Genomic DNA, 16,765 nt, shown 5'->3' on the forward strand with positions numbered 1-16,765 from the left:
TGGCCGGGCGCCCCCCGAGGGGGCCGTTTTCATCTTGGGGCGGCCCGGCGATGAAAAATGCCACCGAATGCTTCATCGCCCCATCCGGCTTTGCTGCGGCAGTGCGCCACATCGGCTGCACAGTTTTAAGATGCCGGCCTGCTCCGTATTTTTAAGGTGTTTGGCATGGATTGGCATACTTGGATCGCCTACTTTGTGGCCTGCTGGATCATTGCGGTCTCCCCGGGCTCGGGCGCAGTGCTGTCCATGAGCCATGGCCTGTCGTATGGCGTGCGCAAGAGCAGCGCCACCATCTTCGGGCTGCAGCTGGGGCTGCTGACCATCTTGCTGATCGCCGGTGCGGGCGTGGGCTCGCTGCTGCTGGCCTCCGAATGGGCGTTCAACGCCGTGAAGATCGTCGGCGCCTGCTATCTGATCTACCTGGGCATCAGCCAATGGCGCTCGGGTGCCGCACCCCTGGCCACCCAGGAATCCATGCCCGAGCTCAGCGTGCGCCGCCGCGTGCTCACGGGCTTCCTGACCAACGCCACCAATCCCAAGGGCATCATCTTCATGGTGGCCGTGCTGCCCCAGTTCATGACCACCAGCCGCCCGCTGTGGCTGCAGTTGCTGATCCTGGCCGCCACCATGCTGGCCGTGGACACCATGGTCATGCACGGCTATGCGGCCAGCGCCAGTGCGCTGCGCGGCTTCATGCGCAGTGCACGTGCGGTGCGCAGTCAGAACCGGGTCTTCGGCGCACTGCTGATGGCCGTGGGCACAGGCCTGTTCTTTGTTCAGCGCGCGTCCAGGTGACATCCACCCTGGACTAACCCTAGCCTGTCGCGCGCCCGACATGGAGCGCGCGGCACCGGCCCCTACCATTTGGGGCATGAAAACCTTCCATTCCTATTCCGAAGTGCGTGCCTGCGTGGGGCAGGAAGTCGCCGTCAGCGACTGGATCACCATCACCCAGCAGCAGGTGCAGCTGTTCGCCGATGCCACGGGCGACCAGCAATGGATCCATGTGGACCCCGAGCGCGCGTCCAAAGGCCCCTTCGGAGCACCGATTGCGCACGGCTTTCTGACGCTGTCGCTGATCCCCCAGTTTTTCCAGAACTGCTTTCACATCGAAGGCGCGCAAATGGGCGTGAACTACGGCCTCAACCGCGTGCGCTTCACCTCTCCCGTACCCGTGGGCAGCCGCCTACGTGCGCGCCTGACGCTGCAGGCCGCCGAGCCCATCGAGCCCGGTGGCCTGCAGATGACCTGGCTGGTGACCGTGGAGCGCGAAGGCGCGGACAAGCCCGCCTGCGTGGCCGAGTCCGTGGCCCGCAACTACGGCGCCAAGGCCTGAATCAAAACTGACCCCCACGCTACCCTTGCTACGCAAGGTCCGCTGCCCCCTCCCCCAAGGGGGCGCTTTTCATCTTGGGGCGGTCCGGCGATGAAAAAAGCCCGCAGGGGCACCTGCGGGCTGGCTGCGTGGTGGCAGCGGTTGCGGGGGGCTGAGGCTCAGGCACCGAAGTTCAGCTGGCCCGAACGCTCGGCGGCGGCGGCTTCGCGGCGCACTTCATCGCGGCTCACGGTGGCGGTGGCAGTGTTCTGGATGGGCAGGTAGCCTTCGGCGACGGAGGGCATGGTGCCATTGGCCTGGGCGGCCTTGAGGTCGGCCATGACCTGGGCACGTGTCAGCGTGCTCTGGGTCTTCACTTCGGGCGGGTAGCTGCTGTTGTCGGCGTAGTCGAAGCCGGCAGCCTGGGCGGCGATGGCGGAGATGGAGAGGGCGGCCAGGACGGCAAAACGGCGGGTGTTCTTCATGATTCAAGTCCTTTGTTTTGTTTCTGGGACAGGGCGTTCTTTGCGGAAATCGCTTGGTAACGTAGAGCCCATGAATCAAATGTAGGGCGGCTTGGAATCGGGAAAAACCCTTGGATTGGCAATGCGCTTTTTCAGCTGTTGAAACAATCGGCCGGGAACTTTCCGCCTGGTCCGGCCGATCGCTCAGGCCGCGCCGGCTGCTCCCTCGGCCAGGGCAGCGCCCACGAATTGCTGCTGGCGCCAGGCTTCGAACACGGTCACGGCCACGGCATTGGACAGGTTCAGGCTGCGCTGCTGCGGCAGCATGGGCAGGCGCAGGCGCTGCTGCGGCGGGAACTGCTCGCGCACCTCGGCGGGCAGGCCCTTGCTTTCGGAGCCGAACACCAGCCAGTCGCCAGGCTGGAAGCCGATGGCGTGGGCGGGGCTGCTGCTGTGCGTGGTCATGGCGAACATGCGCTGGCGGTCCGGCTGGCAGTCCTGCAGGAAGGCCTGCCAGTCGGCATGGCGGCGCACGGGCGCGTACTCGTGGTAGTCGAGGCCGGCGCGGCGCATCAGGCGGTCTTCCATGGAAAAGCCCAGCGGCTCGATCAGGTGCAGGCTGCAGCCGGTGTTGGCGGCCAGACGGATCACATTGCCGGTATTGGGCGGGATCTCCGGCGCGACGAGAACGATATGGAACATGGCCCGTATTGTCTCGCGGCGGCCTATGCCCCCGGGCTCCGAACCCCACGATCAGGGCGTGCGCGCCAGCACCAGGGCGCTGACCTCGGCCGCGCCTGCTCGGCGCAGGCAGGTGGCCAGCGCATGCAGGCTGGCGCCCGTGGTCATCACATCGTCGATCAGCAGGACCTTGCGGCCGCGCACATGGGGCAGTTGCGCCGGCGGCACCGCGAAGACCCCGCGCAGCTGGCGCAGGCGCAGGGCGCGCGGCAGGTCGTGCTGGGCCTGTGCCGTGTGGGCGCGCTGCACGGCCTGGTGCCGCAGCTTGCCGCGGGTGGATGGGCCGGACAGCGCACGGGCCAGCACCAGGGCCTGGTGAAAGCCGCGTTCGCGCAGGCGCTGGGCAGACAGGGGCATGGGCAGCAGCAGATCGCATTGCTCCAGCTGCTCGCGCGCCCCGTGCTGCTCCAGCAGCAGGGCGGCCAGGCTGCGTGCCAGGCCGGTGTCTCCCCGGAATTTGAAGTCGCCGATCACCGTGTGCCAGGGATAGGCGTAGTCCAGCGCGGCAAGGCAGTGCGTCAGTGGCGGGGGCTTGACCAGGCAGGCGCCGCAGACCTGCTGGCCCCCGCTGGCGCCGTGCCCCGCTGGCAGCGGCATGGCACAAAGCCCGCAGCGCGCCAGCGGCCTGGCCCAGCGCAAGCGGCAGTCCTGGCACAGGCGCTGCGCCGGCCAGCGGCGGCAGACGGCGCACTGGCTGGGCAGGCCGGCATGCCAGTGCGAAAGCCATGACGCAGGCAGGTTGGGCATGGAGTCAATATACTCGCGCCGCGTCCGCCACCCCTTTGCTCCGGGGCCGGGCGCCTGTCTTTCGAGGAGCCCGGATTCCCCGCCCAGCCATGTCCCACGAATTGCCCCCCACCATCGATCCGGCCGCCGCATTGCGCTGGCAGCAGGCCGCGCCTGCGGCCTCGCCGTGGCTGCATGAGGAGGTGGCGCGCCGCATGCAGGAGCGGCTGGACTGGATCGTCAAACCGCCCCAGCGCTGGTGCCACTGGCAGCCCGTGCGCGGCGGCCTGCAGGCCCATGCGCTGCTGCGCCAGCGCTATGCGCAGTCCGAATGCCTGGTCTATGAAGCCTCGCCGCTGCATGAGGCCGCCGCCCGCGAGCAGCTGGGCGCGCGCTGGTGGCAGCCCGCGCGCTGGACCGGGGGCGCCACGCGCTTCGGCGAGCCCGAGCCTGCCGGCGTGGACATGCTGTGGGCCAACATGGCCCTGCACCAGCAGGCCGACCCGCAGACGCTGATCACGCGCTGGCACCAGGCGCTGTCCGTGGACGGCTATGTGATGTTCTCCTGCCTGGGGCCCGATACGCTGCGCGAGCTGCACGCCATCTACGCCCAGCTCGGCTGGCCGCCCGCCGGCCAGGCCTTCACCGACATGCATGACTGGGGCGACATGCTGGTGCACGCAGGCTTCAGCGAGCCGGTGATGGACATGGAGCACATCACGCTGACCTTTGCCACGCCCGAGCGGCTGCTGCAGGAGCTGCGCGAGCTGGGCCGCAACTTCCATCCGCAGCGCTTTGCCGCCCTGCGCGGCCGCCGCTGGCAGCAGCGCCTGCACGATGCCCTGCGCGAGCGCCTGGCCGGCCCCGACGGGCAGCTGGCGCTGACCTTCGAGATCGTCTACGGCCACGCCTACAAGCCGCAGCCGCGCGTGCGCCTGGAGTCCAGCAGCGCCGTATCGCTGGAGGACATGCGCAGCATGCTGCGCCAGCCGCGCAACACGGGTTTGCGATAGCCCCAATGTCGCTTTCCGGTCATTGATCGAAAACAAAAACGTCTACACTTTTCCCGAGCTGACAGAGACAACAGCTTTTCCCTGGGCTCGCTTTCCCGGGCCGGGAAAAGACCAGCGGTCCGCAGGCCGAAAGGGGAGACGATTTGGTGTTTCGTTTTGCCACGGGAACGAGAACGGGCCGACCCATCCAGGAGCGGCCCGCCCACGAGTTTGATCATCACCGGCTGCAGCAGTGCCTGTTCCTCTGGGAGCGGGCACTGGTCTTTCTGTCCCTGCTGTCCCCCCTTCTGTGCCGCATGCCGGGCCGCATGCGCCCCCTTTTCCAATCCGCTCCCGGCCCCCATGGCACACATGCCCTGAATGGCCGGCGTGCGCGCATTCTTCCGTCCACCTTGCTGCTGTCCTCCGAATTCATGCGCCTGCAGGCGCAGGCGGGGATGGCTGTACGCCCGAATCCTGGTCCCACGTCCGAGCTGCCGTTGATGCCGGCTGGCACGCTATTGGTGATTGCGCGCAGGCACATCTGCGGCGCTTTCATGCATGCTCGGACAGTTGAGGCCGGGAGTTGCCCTTTGGGCAGGCGTTGAACGGTCTGGCTGCGCGGCCCCCACGCCGGCGCAGCGGAGCGAGTGGATAACCCGAGGCTTAGATGTAAGTGAAAACTATGAAAAGCATTTCCACCAAGCTGGTTCTCTGGGGCTTGATGAGTGTGGCAGGGGGAGGCTCCCTTGCGCATGCGACGACAGATCTGCCAGGCGGCCCGGCCGTCAATCAGCTCAACCTTCATCCGGCGGTCACGCGCATCGCGCATGAGCAGCATTACCTGCACTGGATGATGCTGATCATCTGCACGGTGATCTTCATCGGCGTGTTCGCAGTGATGTTCTATTCGATCTGGAAGCACCGCAAATCGCGCGGCGCCAAGGCGGCGAACTTCCACGAATCGGCCACGGTCGAGGTGGTCTGGACCATCGTGCCTTTCATCATCGTCGTGCTCATGGCGCTGCCGGCCACCAAGGTGCTGGTGGCGCAGAAGGACACCACCAACGCCGATGTCACCATCAAGGCCACGGGCTACCAGTGGAAATGGGGCTACGACTACATCAACGGCGAAGGCGAGGGACTGAGCTTCATCTCCACGCTGGACAGCAGCCACCGCGCGCTGTCCGACAGCGGCGATGTCTCCAAGGCACCCAACGACTACCTGCTCAAGGTGGACAACCCGCTGGTCGTGCCCGTGGACCGCAAGGTGCGCATCATCACCACGGCCAATGACGTGATCCACTCCTTCATGGTGCCTTCCTTCGGCATCAAGCAGGACGCGATCCCGGGCTTTGTGCGCGACACCTGGTTCCGTGCCGAAAAGACCGGCGACTACTACGGCCAGTGCGCCGAGCTGTGCGGCAAGGAGCATGCCTACATGCCCATCCACGTGAAGGTGCTGTCGAGCGACGGCTACAAGGCCTGGGTGGACGAGCAAAAGAAGATCGCCGCCGCCAAGAAGGACGACCCCAGCAAGGTCTGGAGCCTGCCCGACCTGATGGCACGCGGCGAGAAGGTCTATGCGGCCAACTGCGCGGCCTGCCACCAGGCCAACGGCAAGGGCGCCGGTCCCATCAAGCCGCTGGACGGCAGTCCCATCGTCCTGGGACCCACGGCCGAGATGATGCATGTGGTGCTGGAAGGCCGTGCCAACGGCGCCATGCCCGCCTGGAAACAGCTGAGCGATACCGAGCTGGCCGCCGTGGTCACCTTTGCAAAGAACCACTGGTCCAACAAGACCGGCCAGCTGGTGCAGCCGGCCGAGTTCGTGGCCGCCCGCACCGGCAAGTTCCCCGGCCAGTGAGCCCGCAAGACAGATGAGCGATTGGAGATAACAGCATGAGCGCCGTACTTCCCCCCATCCACAGCCCTGCGGGCGAGGGCCACGAACATGCGCATGAGCACGAGCATGGACACGGGCATGACGACCATCACCACCACGCCACGCCCACGGGCTGGCGGCGCTGGATGTTCGCCACCAACCACAAGGACATCGGCACGCTGTACCTGCTGTTCTCGTTCACCATGCTGATGGTGGGCGGGGTGCTGGCGCTGCTGATCCGCGCCGAGCTGTTCCAGCCCGGGCTGCAGATCGTCAACCCCGAGCTGTTCAACCAGCTGACCACCATGCACGGCCTGATCATGGTGTTCGGCGCCATCATGCCGGCCTTCGTGGGCTTTGCGAACTGGATGCTGCCGCTGCAGATCGGCGCCTCCGACATGGCCTTCGCGCGCATGAACAACTTCAGCTTCTGGCTGCTGATCCCGGCCGGCCTGATGCTGGTGGGCTCGTTCTTCATGCCCGGCGGCGCCCCCGCCGCGGGCTGGACGCTGTATGCGCCGCTGACGCTGCAGATGGGCCCGTCCATGGACACCTCCATCCTGGCCATGCACATCATGGGCGCCAGCTCCATCATGGGCGCCATCAACATCATCGTCACCGTGCTGAACATGCGCGCGCCCGGCATGACGCTGATGAAGATGCCCATGTTCGCCTGGACCTGGCTGATCACGGCCTACCTGCTGATCGCCGTCATGCCCGTGCTGGCCGGCGCCATCACCATGACGCTGACGGACCGCCATTTCGGCACCAGCTTCTTCAACCCCGCAGGCGGCGGCGACCCGGTGATGTACCAGCACATCTTCTGGTTCTTCGGCCACCCCGAGGTCTATATCATGATCTTGCCGGCCTTCGGCATCATCAGCCAGATCGTGCCGGCCTTCAGCCGCAAGAAGCTGTTCGGCTATGCCTCCATGGTGTATGCGACCTCGTCCATCGCCATCCTGTCCTTCATCGTGTGGGCGCACCACATGTTCACGACCGGCATGCCCGTCACGGGCCAGCTGTTCTTCATGTACGCCACCATGCTGATCTCGGTGCCCACGGCCGTGAAGATCTTCAACTGGGTGGCCACCATGTGGCGCGGCTCCATGACCTTCGAGACGCCCATGCTGTTCTCGGTGGGCTTCATCTTCGTGTTCACCATGGGCGGCTTCACGGGCCTGATCCTGTCGATGGCGCCCATCGACATCCAGCTGCAGGACACCTACTACGTGGTGGCCCACTTCCACTACGTGCTGGTGGCCGGATCGCTGTTCTCCATGTTCGCGGCCTACTACTACTGGGCCCCCAAGTGGACCGGCGTGATGTATTCGGAGACGCGCGGCCAGATCCACTTCTGGGGCTCGCTGATCTTCTTCAACGTCACCTTCTTCCCCATGCACTTCCTGGGCCTGGCCGGCATGCCGCGCCGCTATGCCGACTACCCCATGCAGTTCGCCGACTTCAACATGGTGGCCTCGCTGGGCGCGCTGGGCTTCGGCCTGATGCAGGTGTATTTCTTCCTCTTCGTCGTCGTGCCCGCCATGCGCGGCAAGGGCGAGAAGGCGCCGCAAAAGCCCTGGGAGGCCGCCGAGGGCCTGGAGTGGGAAGTGCCTTCGCCGGCGCCGTTCCATACCTTCGAGACGCCGCCCAAGCTCGATGCCACCGCCACCCGCATCATCGGTTGATGCAAGCCCCGAGGGAGATGCACATGGACGCACAGCAACGAAAAGCCAACCTGAGGCTGGCGCTGATCCTGGTATCGGTGGCGCTGGTCTTTCTGGCCGGCTTCGTGATCAAGATCACCGTGCTCCATTGAGGGCAGGCAACAGGAGGGACGTCCGTGAGCGTGCGCAGTGAAAACGCGAAGATGGTGGGCAAGCTGGCCGTGGTGGCGCTGGGCATGTTTGCCTTCGGCTACGTGCTGATTCCCATCTACAAGCACATCTGCGAGCTCACGGGCATCAACATCCTGTCGCTGTCCGAGCGCCAGGTGCCGGGCAACGGCACGGCCGGGCGCGATGTGAAGCTGCCCGCCAACTCGCAGGTGGACAAGAGCCGCACCATCACCGTGGAGTTCGACGCCAATGCGCGCGGGCCCTGGGACTTCAAGCCGGCGCAGCGCTCCATCCAGGTCCATCCGGGCGAGCTGGCCACGGTCATGTACGAGTTCCAGAATGTGCAGGACCGCCGCATGGCGGCCCAGGCGATACCGAGCTATGCGCCACGCCAGGCGGCCGCGCATTTCAACAAGCTGGAGTGCTTTTGCTTTTCGCAGTACACGCTGGAGCCCGGAGAAAAGCGCGAATGGCCGGTGGCCTTCGTGATCGATCCGCGCATCTCCAAGGATGTGACCACGATCACGCTGTCCTATACCTTCTTCGAGGTGGGAGGCAGGACGCCGGCCGCACCCACGGGCGAGGCGCCGGTGGCGGCAGGGCCGAAGCAGGAGCCCGCCTCATGAATGCGCCGCAGCCACGGGAGCCGCGCCGCCCGCCCAGCGTGTGGCGCACGGTGCGCGCCGTGGCCTGGTCGCTCTTCGGCGTGCGCAGGGGAAGCGAGTACCAGCAGGACGGGGAGCGCATCACGCCGCTGCATGTAATTGCGGTGGGGCTGGCGGCCATCTTCGTGCTGGTGCTGGGATTGATCGCGCTGGTCAAGCTCGTGGTCTGAGCGGCGCGGCCATCGGGGACAGAGAGTGATAGACGGGAAACCGAGAACCAAGAATTTCAGGAGCTGAGCAATGAGTGCAACCACCCACGGCAAAACGCCTTACTACTACGTGCCGGCCGAGTCCAGCCACCCCGTCATGGCGGCGGCGGGGCTGTTCTTCGTGATCCTGGGCGCGGGCAACTGGATCAATGGGCATGAATGGGGCATGTACAGCCTGGGCCTTGGCCTGGTCTGGTGGCTGGCCGTGCTCTTTTTCTGGTTCCGGGAAGCCGCGCATGAAAGCGAGTCGGGCAAGTACGGGCGCAAGATCGACCTGTCCTTCCGCTGGAGCATGAGCTGGTTCATCTTCTCCGAGGTGATGTTCTTCGGCGCCTTCTTCACCGCCCTGTGGTGGGCGCGCTCGCATTCGGTGCCCGCGCTGGGCAGCCTGGACAACGCCTTGCTGTGGCCCGACTTCAAGGCCGTCTGGCCCAGCATGGCGGCCGGTGCCACGGCCTCGCCGGCCAACAGCGTCGAGCCCTTCCAGACCGTGGGCCCGTTCTGGCTGCCCACCATCAACACGGCGCTGCTGCTGACCTCGGGCGTGACGCTGACCATCGCCCACCATGCGCTGCAGGCCGGCCACCGCGCCCGCACCATCGCCTTCATGTGGATGACGGTGGTCCTGGGCTTCGTCTTCCTGTGCGTGCAGGGCTACGAGTACTACCACCTGTACACCGAGCTGAACCTCAAGCTGTCCTCGGGCGTGTTCGGCTCGACCTTCTTCCTTCTCACGGGATTCCACGGCTTCCACGTCTTCGTGGGCATGCTGATGCTGTTCTTCATCACCATGCGCCTGCATGCGGGGCACTTCACCTCCGAGCGGCATTTCGGCTTCGAGGGCGCGGCCTGGTACTGGCACTTCGTGGACGTGGTCTGGCTGTTCCTCTACGTCCTTGTGTACTGGATGTGAGGGTCTGCCCGCCCCATGCAAAAAGAAGCGCCTGGGCGCTTCTTTTTGTTTGCGGGGGCAGGGGGCTTGTCTATTGCCCGGCGGTCCAGCCGGTGGGATGGATGTAGCCCAGCTTGGCCGCCAGCAGCACGCACAGGAACAGCGTGATGGACAGGCCCACGCGCAGCGCCAGTGCGCGGAACATGGCGCGGCTGCGGCGCCTGTCGTCGCCCGGACCCTCCTGGTCTTCGGGATTGCGGCGCATCATGAAGAACAAGGCGCTGCCCAGACTGGCGACAATGGCCAGCAGGGCGAGAACGATCACGAATTTCATGGGTGGATTATCCGGTGCGTGTTTCCAGAATGCCAGACCGCTGGCGGTTTGTACTGATCACCTTGGCCGCGCTGATCGGCGTGGCCATCACACTGTCCCTGGGCCGCTGGCAACTGCAGCGCGCGGCCTACAAGCAGCAATTGTTCGATGCCGTGCAGCGCCAGCAGGGCCTGCCGCCGTTGGACAACGCGCAACTGGCGCCCATGCAACCCGGTGCTGCCCTGAACACCGAGGCGGCGCCCTGGCTGCACCGGCCCGTGCGACTGCAGGGCCACTGGATTGCCGGGCAGTCGCTGTACCTGGACAACCGCCAGATGAAGGGCCAGCCGGGCTTCTTTGTGCTCACGCCGCTGCGGCTGGCCGCGCCGCATGAGGATGTGGTGATTGCCGTGCAGCGCGGCTGGGTGCCGCGCAACTTTCTGGACCGCACGGCCTTGCCCGAGGTGCAGACGCCCGAAGGCCTGGTGACCGTTGAGGGGCGCATGGAGGCCGCGCCGTCCCGGCTCTACGAATTCGGCCGTGCAGGGGCAGACCCTGATGGGCAAAAGTCGCGCATCCGACAGAATGTGGACATTGCCGAATGGGCCGTGGCCTCCGGGCTGCCGCTGCGCGAATGGAGCCTGCTGCAGACCGGCGAAGCCAGCGAAGGCCTGCGGCGCGACTGGCCCGTTGTGACGGCCGGTGTCGAGAAACACCATGGCTATGCGTTCCAATGGTTTGGACTTGCGGCCCTGATCACGCTTTTGTATGTCTGGTTCCAAATCGTCCGACGCTTTGTCCGCCCGCGCCATGCCCGCTCCTGAGACTCCCCTGGAGATGACCGTCCATGGCCTGCCACCCTTGCAGCCGGGCCTTGCAGGCGCGCAGCGCACGCGCAGCGGCCGCTGGAAGATGCTGGCCGTGTTCGCGGTCTGCGCCGCGCCCGTGGTGGCCTCCTATTTCACCTACTACGTGCTGCGGCCTGGCCAGCAGCGCAGCTTTGGCGAGCTGATCGCCGCCCAGCCGGCCCTGCCTTCGGCCACGGCCACCACGCTGGACGGCGCGCCGCTGCCGCTGCAGTCGCTCAAGGGCCAGTGGCTGCTTCTCAGCGTGGCGGGCGGGGCCTGCGGCAGCGCCTGCGAAAGCCATCTCTATCTGCAGCGCCAGCTGCGCGAAACCCTGGGCCGCGAAAAGGACCGGCTGGACCGGGTCTGGCTCATCTCCGACGACGCACCCGTGCCCGCGCACCTGCGCCCCGCGCTGGCCCAGGCCACGGTGCTGCGCGTGCCCGAGGCCGTGCTGCGCGGCTGGCTGCAGCCGGCGCCCGGCCATGCGCTGCAGGACCACCTGTACGTGGTGGACCCGCAGGGCCACTGGATGATGCGCATGCCCGCAGGCCTGGGCATGGCCGATGCCGGCAAGGCCAAGCGCGACCTGGACCGGCTGCTGCGTGCATCGGCTTCCTGGGACACGGCAGGGCGCCCGGGCGATGGCGAGTAAGGCTGGCCAGTAGGCCCCGGCAGGCCCCGCAGCGCCGGGGTCTTGCGGTTATGGGTTATGGTTTGCGGCTGTGCGAAAGCGCCTTCAGCGGACGCTTTCGCCTTTTCCCTTTCCAGCCCGGGCCGGCGCGCAGCCTTTGCGGCCACGCAGCCTGCGGCAACTACCTTGTTGAGGAAGCATGAACAAACGGACAGCGCTGCGCGTTCTGGGCTTGACCGCCATGGCATGGGGCGCCCTGGCGCTGAGCGGATGCTCGCGCGAGGCAAAGACCAGTTTCCAGGGTGTCGATGTCACGGGCGCCGAATACGCCAAGGACATTCCCCTGCGCGATGTGGACGGCAAGCAGCGCAGCATCAAGGACTTTGCGGGCAAGGTCGTCGTGGTCTTCTTCGGCTACACGCAATGCCCCGATGTCTGCCCCACCACCCTGCAGGAGCTGGTCGAGGTCAAGCAGCAACTGGGCGCCGATGGCGACAGGCTGCAGGGCGTCTTCGTCACCCTGGATCCCGAGCGCGACACGCCCGAGGTGCTCAAGGCCTACCTGGGCAACTTCGACCCCGGCTTCGTCGGCCTGCACGGCACGCCGGACGAGACGGCGGCCGTGGCCAAGGACTTCAAGCTCTTCTACAAGAAAGTGCCCGGCAAGACCGAAGGCACCTACACGCTGGACCATTCGGCCGGCAGCTATGTCTATGACACGGCCGGCCGCCTGCGCGTGTATGAGCGATACGGCGGCGGCCCGCAGGTGCTGGGCGCCGACGTCAAGGCCCTGCTGCAGGAAAAACGTTCCTGATCCTGCGCGCGCTGCAATCAATGTGACCCCCGTCACATTGACTGCGTTTAGGTGCGCTGCAGCACACCATCCCTGATGTGCATCGCCTCAGGACTGCTTAGAGTGGGCCCCGCCTGGGGGTGTCATGCCGACGCCCCACCCATCTCCGAGAGACCTGATCCATGCGGCGAAACGTGTACGTCACCCAGCGTGAGTACCCTCTGAGCGAAGGAGAGACGCTTCTTTCCGTCACCGACCTGAAGGGGCGCATCGTCTATGCCAACGATGCCTTCATCCGCGTCAGCGGCTTCGAGGCCGCCGAGCTCTACGGCAAGGCCCACAGCATCGTGCGCCATCCCGACATGCCGGCCGCCGCCTTTGCCGACATGTGGTCCACCATCCAGCGCGGGCTGCCCTGGAGCGCCCTGGTCAAGAACCGGCGCAAGAACGGCGACCACTACTGGGTGCGCGCCAACGCCAGTCCCATACGCCATGCGGGCGCCGTGGTCGGCTACCTGTCCGTGCGCACCCGGCCCGAGCCGCGCGAGGTGCAGCAGCATGCGGCGCTCTATGAACAGATCAATGCCGGCGGGCGCTCGCTTGGCCTGCACCGGGGCTTTCCCGTGGGGCGTGGCGCCGTGGGCGCACTGCAGCGGTGGTGGCGCTTTCGGCCACTGGCCTGGCGCGTGCAGGCCGTGGTGGCCGGCCTGTGGCTGCTGGGGTCGGCCGGGCTGTGGTCTTCCGTGCTGCAGGCATCGGCCGTGCCGCTGGCGCAGGTCTGGCCGGCCTGGCTGATCTGGAGCCTGGCCTGCGTGGCGGCCGGGCAATGGCTGCGCAGCCGGCTGCTCATGCCCCTGGCGGCGCTGCGCGGTCAGGCCCAGGCCGTGGCCAGCGGGCAGCAGACCGATGCACGGTTCCTGCAGCGCACGGACGAGATCGGTGCCATCGGCAGCGCCGTGCGGCAGACCGGGCTCAACCTGGTCTCCCTGGTCGGCGACATCCAGGGCAAGAGCGACCAGGTGCGCCGCTGCGCGCTGGCCGTGCAGCAGGGCAGTACCGAACTGAGCGACCGCACCGAGGCCGCGGCCGCAAGCCTGGAGCAGTCGGCCCAGGCCATGCAGGCCCTGGCCAGCGCCATCGAGCGCAGCAGCGCCCAGGCCGGCGAGGCCGCCGCCCGCGCGCGGCACGGCGTGGACATGGCAGGGCAGAGCAGCCGCATGGTCGTGCAACTGGACCAGGGCATGCGCGGAGTGGCCCAGACCAGCGACCAGGTGGGGCAGATCAGCTCGCTCATCGACGGTATCGCCTTCCAGACCAACCTGCTGGCGCTCAACGCCGCCGTGGAGGCGGCACGCGCGGGGGAACACGGCAAGGGCTTTGCCGTGGTGGCCGACGAGGTGCGCGGCCTGTCCCAGCGCAGCGCCCACGCCGCGCGGCAGATCAAGGCGTTGATCGAGGCATCGCAGCAGCAGGTGGCGCAAAGCTGCGCCATGGCGCGTGAAGTGGGCGAGGCCATGCTGGCCGTGCAGGCCGATATGCGCGAGCAACTGGTGCTGGCCGAAGGCATGCAGGCCGCCAGCCAGGCCCAGGCCGGTGGCGTGCAGCAGGTGCAGGCCGCCGTGCAGCAGCTCGAACAGATGACCCAGCACAATGCCGCCCTGGCGCGCGACACCATCGGGCACGCACAGCTGCTGGCCGGACAGGCGCAGGCGCTGGAGGCTGCGGCATCGGTCTTTCACGGCAACGGGGCGTCCGCATGATGGCGGCGGGCTGGAGCATGGTTGCCTGCGATCCCGCCGCACCGGGCGAGGCGCTGGACGAAGACCTCAAGCGCGTGGCCATGGAGGCCGCGCCCGACGGCATCCTGCTTGTGGACCGCAGCGGCCGCATCCTGCTGGCCAATCCCGCCATGCAGGCCATGAGCGGCTATGGCGCCGCCGAATTGCTGGGCCACTCGCTGCACATGCTGCTGCCGGCCGAGGCGCAGGCGGCCCACGGGCCGCAACTGCAGTCCTACTTCGCCCAGCCCGCGCGCCGGCCCATGGGCCAGGGGCGCGATCTGTGGCTGCTGCGTAAGGACGGCAAGCGCCTGTCGGTGGACATCGCCCTGGGCCACTCGCCGCACGGCAGCGGCGTGGCCGTGGCCTTCGTGCGCGACCTGTCGCAGCTGCGCCAGATGGAAGCCTGCATGCACTACCACGCCACCCACGACACGTTGACCGGCCTGCTCAACCGCTGGCAGTTCGGGCTGCAGGTGGAACAGGCGATCTCGCAAGCGCAGGCGCAGTCTGAATCGGGCGCCGGCCCCGCGTCCTTTGCGCTGCTGCTGCTCGACCTCGACAACTTCAAGGCCATCAACGACGGTTATGGCCACGACGTGGGCGACCAGGTCCTCAAGGAGGTGGCGCGCCGCCTGCAGGTCGCGCTGGGCGGCTCGGCCACGCTGGCGCGCATGGGCGGTGACGAGTTCACCGCCCTGCTGCAGCCCTGCAACGAGCCCGATCTGCGCCAGCGCATCGACGCGCTGCTGCACGAGCTGTGCCGGCCCTGCACCATAGGCCACTACGCGCTGAACTTCGGTGCCAGCGTGGGCGCAGCCTTCTATCCGCAGGACGCGGGCGATGCGGCCACCCTCATGCGCTATGCCGACATGGCCATGTACGACGCCAAGCAGCGCAGCCGCTCGTCCTATGCGCGCTATGCCAGCGCCATGGGCGAGGCCATGGCCGAGAAAGTGCTGCTGCACGAACGCCTCAAGCGTGCCCTGGACCGGGGTCTGCTGAGCCTGCACTTCCAGCCCCAGGTGCAGGTGCTGGGCGGCCAGGTCCAGGGCGTGGAAGCCCTGCTGCGCTGGAACGACGAGCAGATGGGCTGGGTCTCGCCCGAACGCTTCGTGCCCGTGGCCGAATCCACGGGCCTGATCCTGGCCCTGGGGGAATGGGTGATCGATGCTGCCTGCCGCCAGGCCGGCGACTGGCTGCGCGCAGGCATGCCGCTGCGCGTGGCGGTCAACCTCTCGGCCCAGCAACTGCGCCAGGCCGACCTGCAGCAGCGCCTCATGGCCAGCCTGGCCCGGCATGGCGTGCCGCCGCACCTGCTGGAGCTGGAGGTCACCGAGTCCGCCGCCATGACCGACCCTCTGCAGGCGCGCGAGCTGCTGGGCAGCCTGCTGGCGGCCGGCGTCTGCGTGGTGCTGGACGATTTCGGCACCGGCTACTCCTCGCTGGCCCACCTGCGCGATCTGCCCGTCTCGCGCGTGAAGATAGACCGCACCTTCATCGGCCCCATGCTCGACAGCCCGGCCGACGCCAAGATCGTCAAGGCCGTGATCGCGCTGGCCCGCACCCTGGGCCTGCAGGTGGTTGCCGAAGGCGTGGAAACCGCCGAGCAGCTGCGCCTGCTGCGCATCCTGGACTGCGACGCCTACCAGGGCTGGCTCTTCGCCCGCGCGATGCCGGCCGAGCAGATCCCCGCGCTGATTCACAAGCCCGTGGCGACCTTGCTGGCGCAGCAGGAGGAAGAGGCAAGAGGCGCTTGAGCATCAAACTGCGGACTGTGGCGATGGGAGGGCAGCGATGGTGAGCAGGGGCGGCGGTTCTGCCAAACCTGGCGCTTGATGTTGCAACAGGTCGGCAAGCCTTCCGGTCCGCCCGATCAACCGCCACGCCCCTCGCACCCCACCTCCTTCACTCCACCTCCTTCACCCCACCCCCACTGATCTTCAACAACACCGCAGGCTGCAGCACGCAGTGCCATCGGTCGGGCCGCTCCAGCGCGCCCAGTTGCACCAGGCGCACAAGGCTGCGCGCGATGGTTTCGCGCGTGGTGGCCAGCAGGGCGGCCAGTGCGCCCTGGCTGGGCAGGCGCACGAGCATGCTTGACTGCAGCGCGGCCAGTTGCATCAGGGTGGCGGCCAACTGGCGCAGCACGCCGGGGATGCGGACGATGTGGGCCCATTCCGCCAGCAGGGCGTTGTTGCGGGTGTAGCTGGTGGCCAGCGCGCGCACGAAGGCGGCATCGACCAGGCCGCGGCGCGTGATGGTGGCGATGTCCACGCAGCAGATGCGCCCCGGGCCCAAAGCCTCGAAGTGCATGGCCGAGGGCTGCTGCAGCCAGCCCGCGCTGCCCAGTGCGTGGCCGTTGCCGAACAGTGCCACGGGCCGCTGCACGCCGTCGCCGCCACGGCGGATGGCCAGGACGAAGCCGATCTTGATCACCTGGAATTCATGGGCGACGCTGCCCTGCGCCTGGAGCTTCTGGCCCTTGGCCAGGCCGCGTTCGCGGATGTGCGGCAGCCATTGCTGGAATGCGGGCTCGGGCAATTGGCCCAGCAGGCAATGGGACGAACGCATGCATTCGCTGCAGCGAACCGCTGAAGGCGTGGAGGACGACGATGGCATGGGGCACGCAAGCTAGGATGCGCCGCAGCCCGGACGGGCAGACAGCCACCCAG

Annotated in this window: 19 protein-coding genes; 14 read left to right on the forward strand and 5 right to left on the reverse strand. The window is 67.2% G+C overall.

The window, feature by feature from the left end; genetic code table 11:
* Positions 1-165 precede the first annotated feature (165 nt).
* Together CLV01_RS08260 and CLV01_RS08265 are read left to right on the forward strand one after the other, a co-directional pair.
* Positions 166-795, forward strand: coding sequence for a LysE family transporter (locus CLV01_RS08260; protein ID WP_012203595.1), 630 nt, complete (start codon positions 166-168; stop codon positions 793-795).
* Between the two features lie 76 nt (positions 796-871).
* Positions 872-1,336 carry a MaoC family dehydratase gene (locus CLV01_RS08265; protein WP_034390662.1) on the forward strand — a complete coding sequence of 155 codons (465 nt, stop codon included), beginning with the start codon at positions 872-874 and terminating at the stop codon, positions 1,334-1,336.
* A gap of 158 nt (positions 1,337-1,494) precedes the next feature.
* Here CLV01_RS08265 and CLV01_RS08270 read toward each other — a convergent pair whose 3' ends face one another.
* The 3 genes from CLV01_RS08270 to CLV01_RS08280 all read right to left on the reverse strand — a co-directional run bounded on the left by CLV01_RS08270 (position 1,495) and on the right by CLV01_RS08280 (position 3,267).
* A complete protein-coding gene (locus CLV01_RS08270) occupies positions 1,495-1,800 on the reverse strand; it encodes a DUF4148 domain-containing protein (RefSeq protein WP_013803990.1) in 306 nt (101 codons plus the stop codon).
* A gap of 183 nt (positions 1,801-1,983) precedes the next feature.
* Positions 1,984-2,481, reverse strand: coding sequence for a tRNA (uridine(34)/cytosine(34)/5-carboxymethylaminomethyluridine(34)-2'-O)-methyltransferase TrmL (gene trmL / locus CLV01_RS08275; RefSeq protein WP_043824427.1), 498 nt, complete (start codon positions 2,479-2,481; stop codon positions 1,984-1,986).
* 51 nt (positions 2,482-2,532) lie between these two features.
* A complete protein-coding gene (locus CLV01_RS08280) occupies positions 2,533-3,267 on the reverse strand; it encodes a phosphoribosyltransferase family protein (protein ID WP_099734566.1) in 735 nt (244 codons plus the stop codon).
* 89 nt (positions 3,268-3,356) lie between these two features.
* Between CLV01_RS08280 and CLV01_RS08285 the strand changes: the two genes are divergently transcribed.
* The 7 genes from CLV01_RS08285 (at position 3,357) to CLV01_RS08315 (ending at position 9,748) form a co-directional block, all read left to right on the forward strand.
* A complete protein-coding gene (locus tag CLV01_RS08285; protein ID WP_099734565.1) occupies positions 3,357-4,259 on the forward strand; it encodes a class I SAM-dependent methyltransferase in 903 nt (300 codons plus the stop codon).
* Positions 4,260-4,923: 664 nt separating this feature from the next.
* The gene (coxB, locus tag CLV01_RS08295; RefSeq protein WP_013803986.1) at positions 4,924-6,105 is read left to right on the forward strand and encodes a cytochrome c oxidase subunit II; all 1,182 of its coding nucleotides are present in this window, start codon (positions 4,924-4,926) and stop codon (positions 6,103-6,105) included.
* 35 nt (positions 6,106-6,140) lie between these two features.
* The gene (gene ctaD / locus CLV01_RS08300) at positions 6,141-7,811 is read left to right on the forward strand and encodes a cytochrome c oxidase subunit I (RefSeq protein ID WP_012203603.1); all 1,671 of its coding nucleotides are present in this window, start codon (positions 6,141-6,143) and stop codon (positions 7,809-7,811) included.
* Between the two features lie 23 nt (positions 7,812-7,834).
* Positions 7,835-7,942, forward strand: coding sequence for a cytochrome oxidase small assembly protein (locus CLV01_RS29295; protein ID WP_012203604.1), 108 nt, complete (start codon positions 7,835-7,837; stop codon positions 7,940-7,942).
* 24 nt (positions 7,943-7,966) lie between these two features.
* Entirely contained in the window at positions 7,967-8,587 is a 621-nt protein-coding gene (locus CLV01_RS08305; protein WP_013803985.1) for a cytochrome c oxidase assembly protein, read from the forward strand.
* Positions 8,584-8,796, forward strand: coding sequence for a DUF2970 domain-containing protein (locus CLV01_RS08310; protein ID WP_013803984.1), 213 nt, complete (start codon positions 8,584-8,586; stop codon positions 8,794-8,796). The genes CLV01_RS08305 and CLV01_RS08310 overlap by 4 nt, the downstream gene beginning before the upstream one ends.
* Before the next feature lie 70 nt (positions 8,797-8,866).
* Positions 8,867-9,748, forward strand: a complete 882-nt coding sequence (locus CLV01_RS08315; protein WP_012203607.1) for a cytochrome c oxidase subunit 3 — start codon at positions 8,867-8,869, stop codon at positions 9,746-9,748.
* Positions 9,749-9,818: 70 nt separating this feature from the next.
* On the opposite strand, the gene CLV01_RS08320 is transcribed toward CLV01_RS08315, so the two are convergent.
* A complete protein-coding gene (locus CLV01_RS08320) occupies positions 9,819-10,061 on the reverse strand; it encodes a twin transmembrane helix small protein (protein WP_013803982.1) in 243 nt (80 codons plus the stop codon).
* Between the two features lie 29 nt (positions 10,062-10,090).
* Between CLV01_RS08320 and CLV01_RS08325 the strand changes: the two genes are divergently transcribed.
* From CLV01_RS08325 to CLV01_RS08345, 5 genes are all read left to right on the forward strand, one after another.
* The gene (locus CLV01_RS08325) at positions 10,091-10,864 is read left to right on the forward strand and encodes an SURF1 family protein (protein ID WP_099734563.1); all 774 of its coding nucleotides are present in this window, start codon (positions 10,091-10,093) and stop codon (positions 10,862-10,864) included.
* A complete protein-coding gene (locus CLV01_RS08330; RefSeq protein ID WP_063328002.1) occupies positions 10,851-11,540 on the forward strand; it encodes an SCO family protein in 690 nt (229 codons plus the stop codon). Before CLV01_RS08325 ends, CLV01_RS08330 begins: the two co-directional genes overlap by 14 nt.
* 178 nt (positions 11,541-11,718) lie before the next feature.
* Entirely contained in the window at positions 11,719-12,333 is a 615-nt protein-coding gene (locus CLV01_RS08335) for an SCO family protein (RefSeq protein WP_034390671.1), read from the forward strand.
* Between the two features lie 161 nt (positions 12,334-12,494).
* A complete protein-coding gene (locus tag CLV01_RS08340) occupies positions 12,495-14,072 on the forward strand; it encodes a methyl-accepting chemotaxis protein (protein WP_099734562.1) in 1,578 nt (525 codons plus the stop codon).
* A gap of 17 nt (positions 14,073-14,089) precedes the next feature.
* Complete coding sequence (locus CLV01_RS08345; RefSeq protein WP_257221236.1) at positions 14,090-15,850, forward strand: putative bifunctional diguanylate cyclase/phosphodiesterase; 1,761 nt, start codon at positions 14,090-14,092, stop codon at positions 15,848-15,850.
* Positions 15,851-15,998: 148 nt separating this feature from the next.
* Here CLV01_RS08345 and CLV01_RS08350 read toward each other — a convergent pair whose 3' ends face one another.
* Entirely contained in the window at positions 15,999-16,664 is a 666-nt protein-coding gene (locus tag CLV01_RS08350; RefSeq protein ID WP_099734560.1) for a Crp/Fnr family transcriptional regulator, read from the reverse strand.
* Positions 16,665-16,765: the final 101 nt, after the last annotated feature.

Origin of the sequence: Delftia sp. 60 (assembly GCF_002754395.1) — a bacterium.
GTDB classification, from domain to species: Bacteria; Pseudomonadota; Gammaproteobacteria; order Burkholderiales; family Burkholderiaceae_C; genus Comamonas; species Comamonas acidovorans.

Bases quoted from the DNA above. Each gene is read 5' to 3' on its own strand.
- CLV01_RS29295 (WP_012203604.1), top strand. From the start codon at position 7,835: ATGGACGCACAGCAACGAAAAGCCAACCTGAGGCTGGCGCTGATCCTG.
- coxB (WP_013803986.1), top strand. From the start codon at position 4,924: ATGAAAAGCATTTCCACCAAGCTGGTTCTCTGGGGCTTGATGAGTGTG.
- CLV01_RS08270 (WP_013803990.1), bottom strand. From the start codon at position 1,800: ATGAAGAACACCCGCCGTTTTGCCGTCCTGGCCGCCCTCTCCATCTCC.
- CLV01_RS08350 (WP_099734560.1), bottom strand. From the start codon at position 16,664: ATGCGTTCGTCCCATTGCCTGCTGGGCCAATTGCCCGAGCCCGCATTC.
- CLV01_RS08280 (WP_099734566.1), bottom strand. From the start codon at position 3,267: ATGCCCAACCTGCCTGCGTCATGGCTTTCGCACTGGCATGCCGGCCTG.
- CLV01_RS08265 (WP_034390662.1), top strand. From the start codon at position 872: ATGAAAACCTTCCATTCCTATTCCGAAGTGCGTGCCTGCGTGGGGCAG.
- CLV01_RS08310 (WP_013803984.1), top strand. From the start codon at position 8,584: ATGAATGCGCCGCAGCCACGGGAGCCGCGCCGCCCGCCCAGCGTGTGG.
- trmL (WP_043824427.1), bottom strand. From the start codon at position 2,481: ATGTTCCATATCGTTCTCGTCGCGCCGGAGATCCCGCCCAATACCGGC.
- CLV01_RS08260 (WP_012203595.1), top strand. From the start codon at position 166: ATGGATTGGCATACTTGGATCGCCTACTTTGTGGCCTGCTGGATCATT.
- CLV01_RS08330 (WP_063328002.1), top strand. From the start codon at position 10,851: ATGCCCGCTCCTGAGACTCCCCTGGAGATGACCGTCCATGGCCTGCCA.
- CLV01_RS08345 (WP_257221236.1), top strand. From the start codon at position 14,090: ATGGTTGCCTGCGATCCCGCCGCACCGGGCGAGGCGCTGGACGAAGAC.
- CLV01_RS08340 (WP_099734562.1), top strand. From the start codon at position 12,495: ATGCGGCGAAACGTGTACGTCACCCAGCGTGAGTACCCTCTGAGCGAA.
- CLV01_RS08335 (WP_034390671.1), top strand. From the start codon at position 11,719: ATGAACAAACGGACAGCGCTGCGCGTTCTGGGCTTGACCGCCATGGCA.
- CLV01_RS08320 (WP_013803982.1), bottom strand. From the start codon at position 10,061: ATGAAATTCGTGATCGTTCTCGCCCTGCTGGCCATTGTCGCCAGTCTG.
- CLV01_RS08315 (WP_012203607.1), top strand. From the start codon at position 8,867: ATGAGTGCAACCACCCACGGCAAAACGCCTTACTACTACGTGCCGGCC.
- CLV01_RS08325 (WP_099734563.1), top strand. From the start codon at position 10,091: ATGCCAGACCGCTGGCGGTTTGTACTGATCACCTTGGCCGCGCTGATC.
- CLV01_RS08285 (WP_099734565.1), top strand. From the start codon at position 3,357: ATGTCCCACGAATTGCCCCCCACCATCGATCCGGCCGCCGCATTGCGC.
- ctaD (WP_012203603.1), top strand. From the start codon at position 6,141: ATGAGCGCCGTACTTCCCCCCATCCACAGCCCTGCGGGCGAGGGCCAC.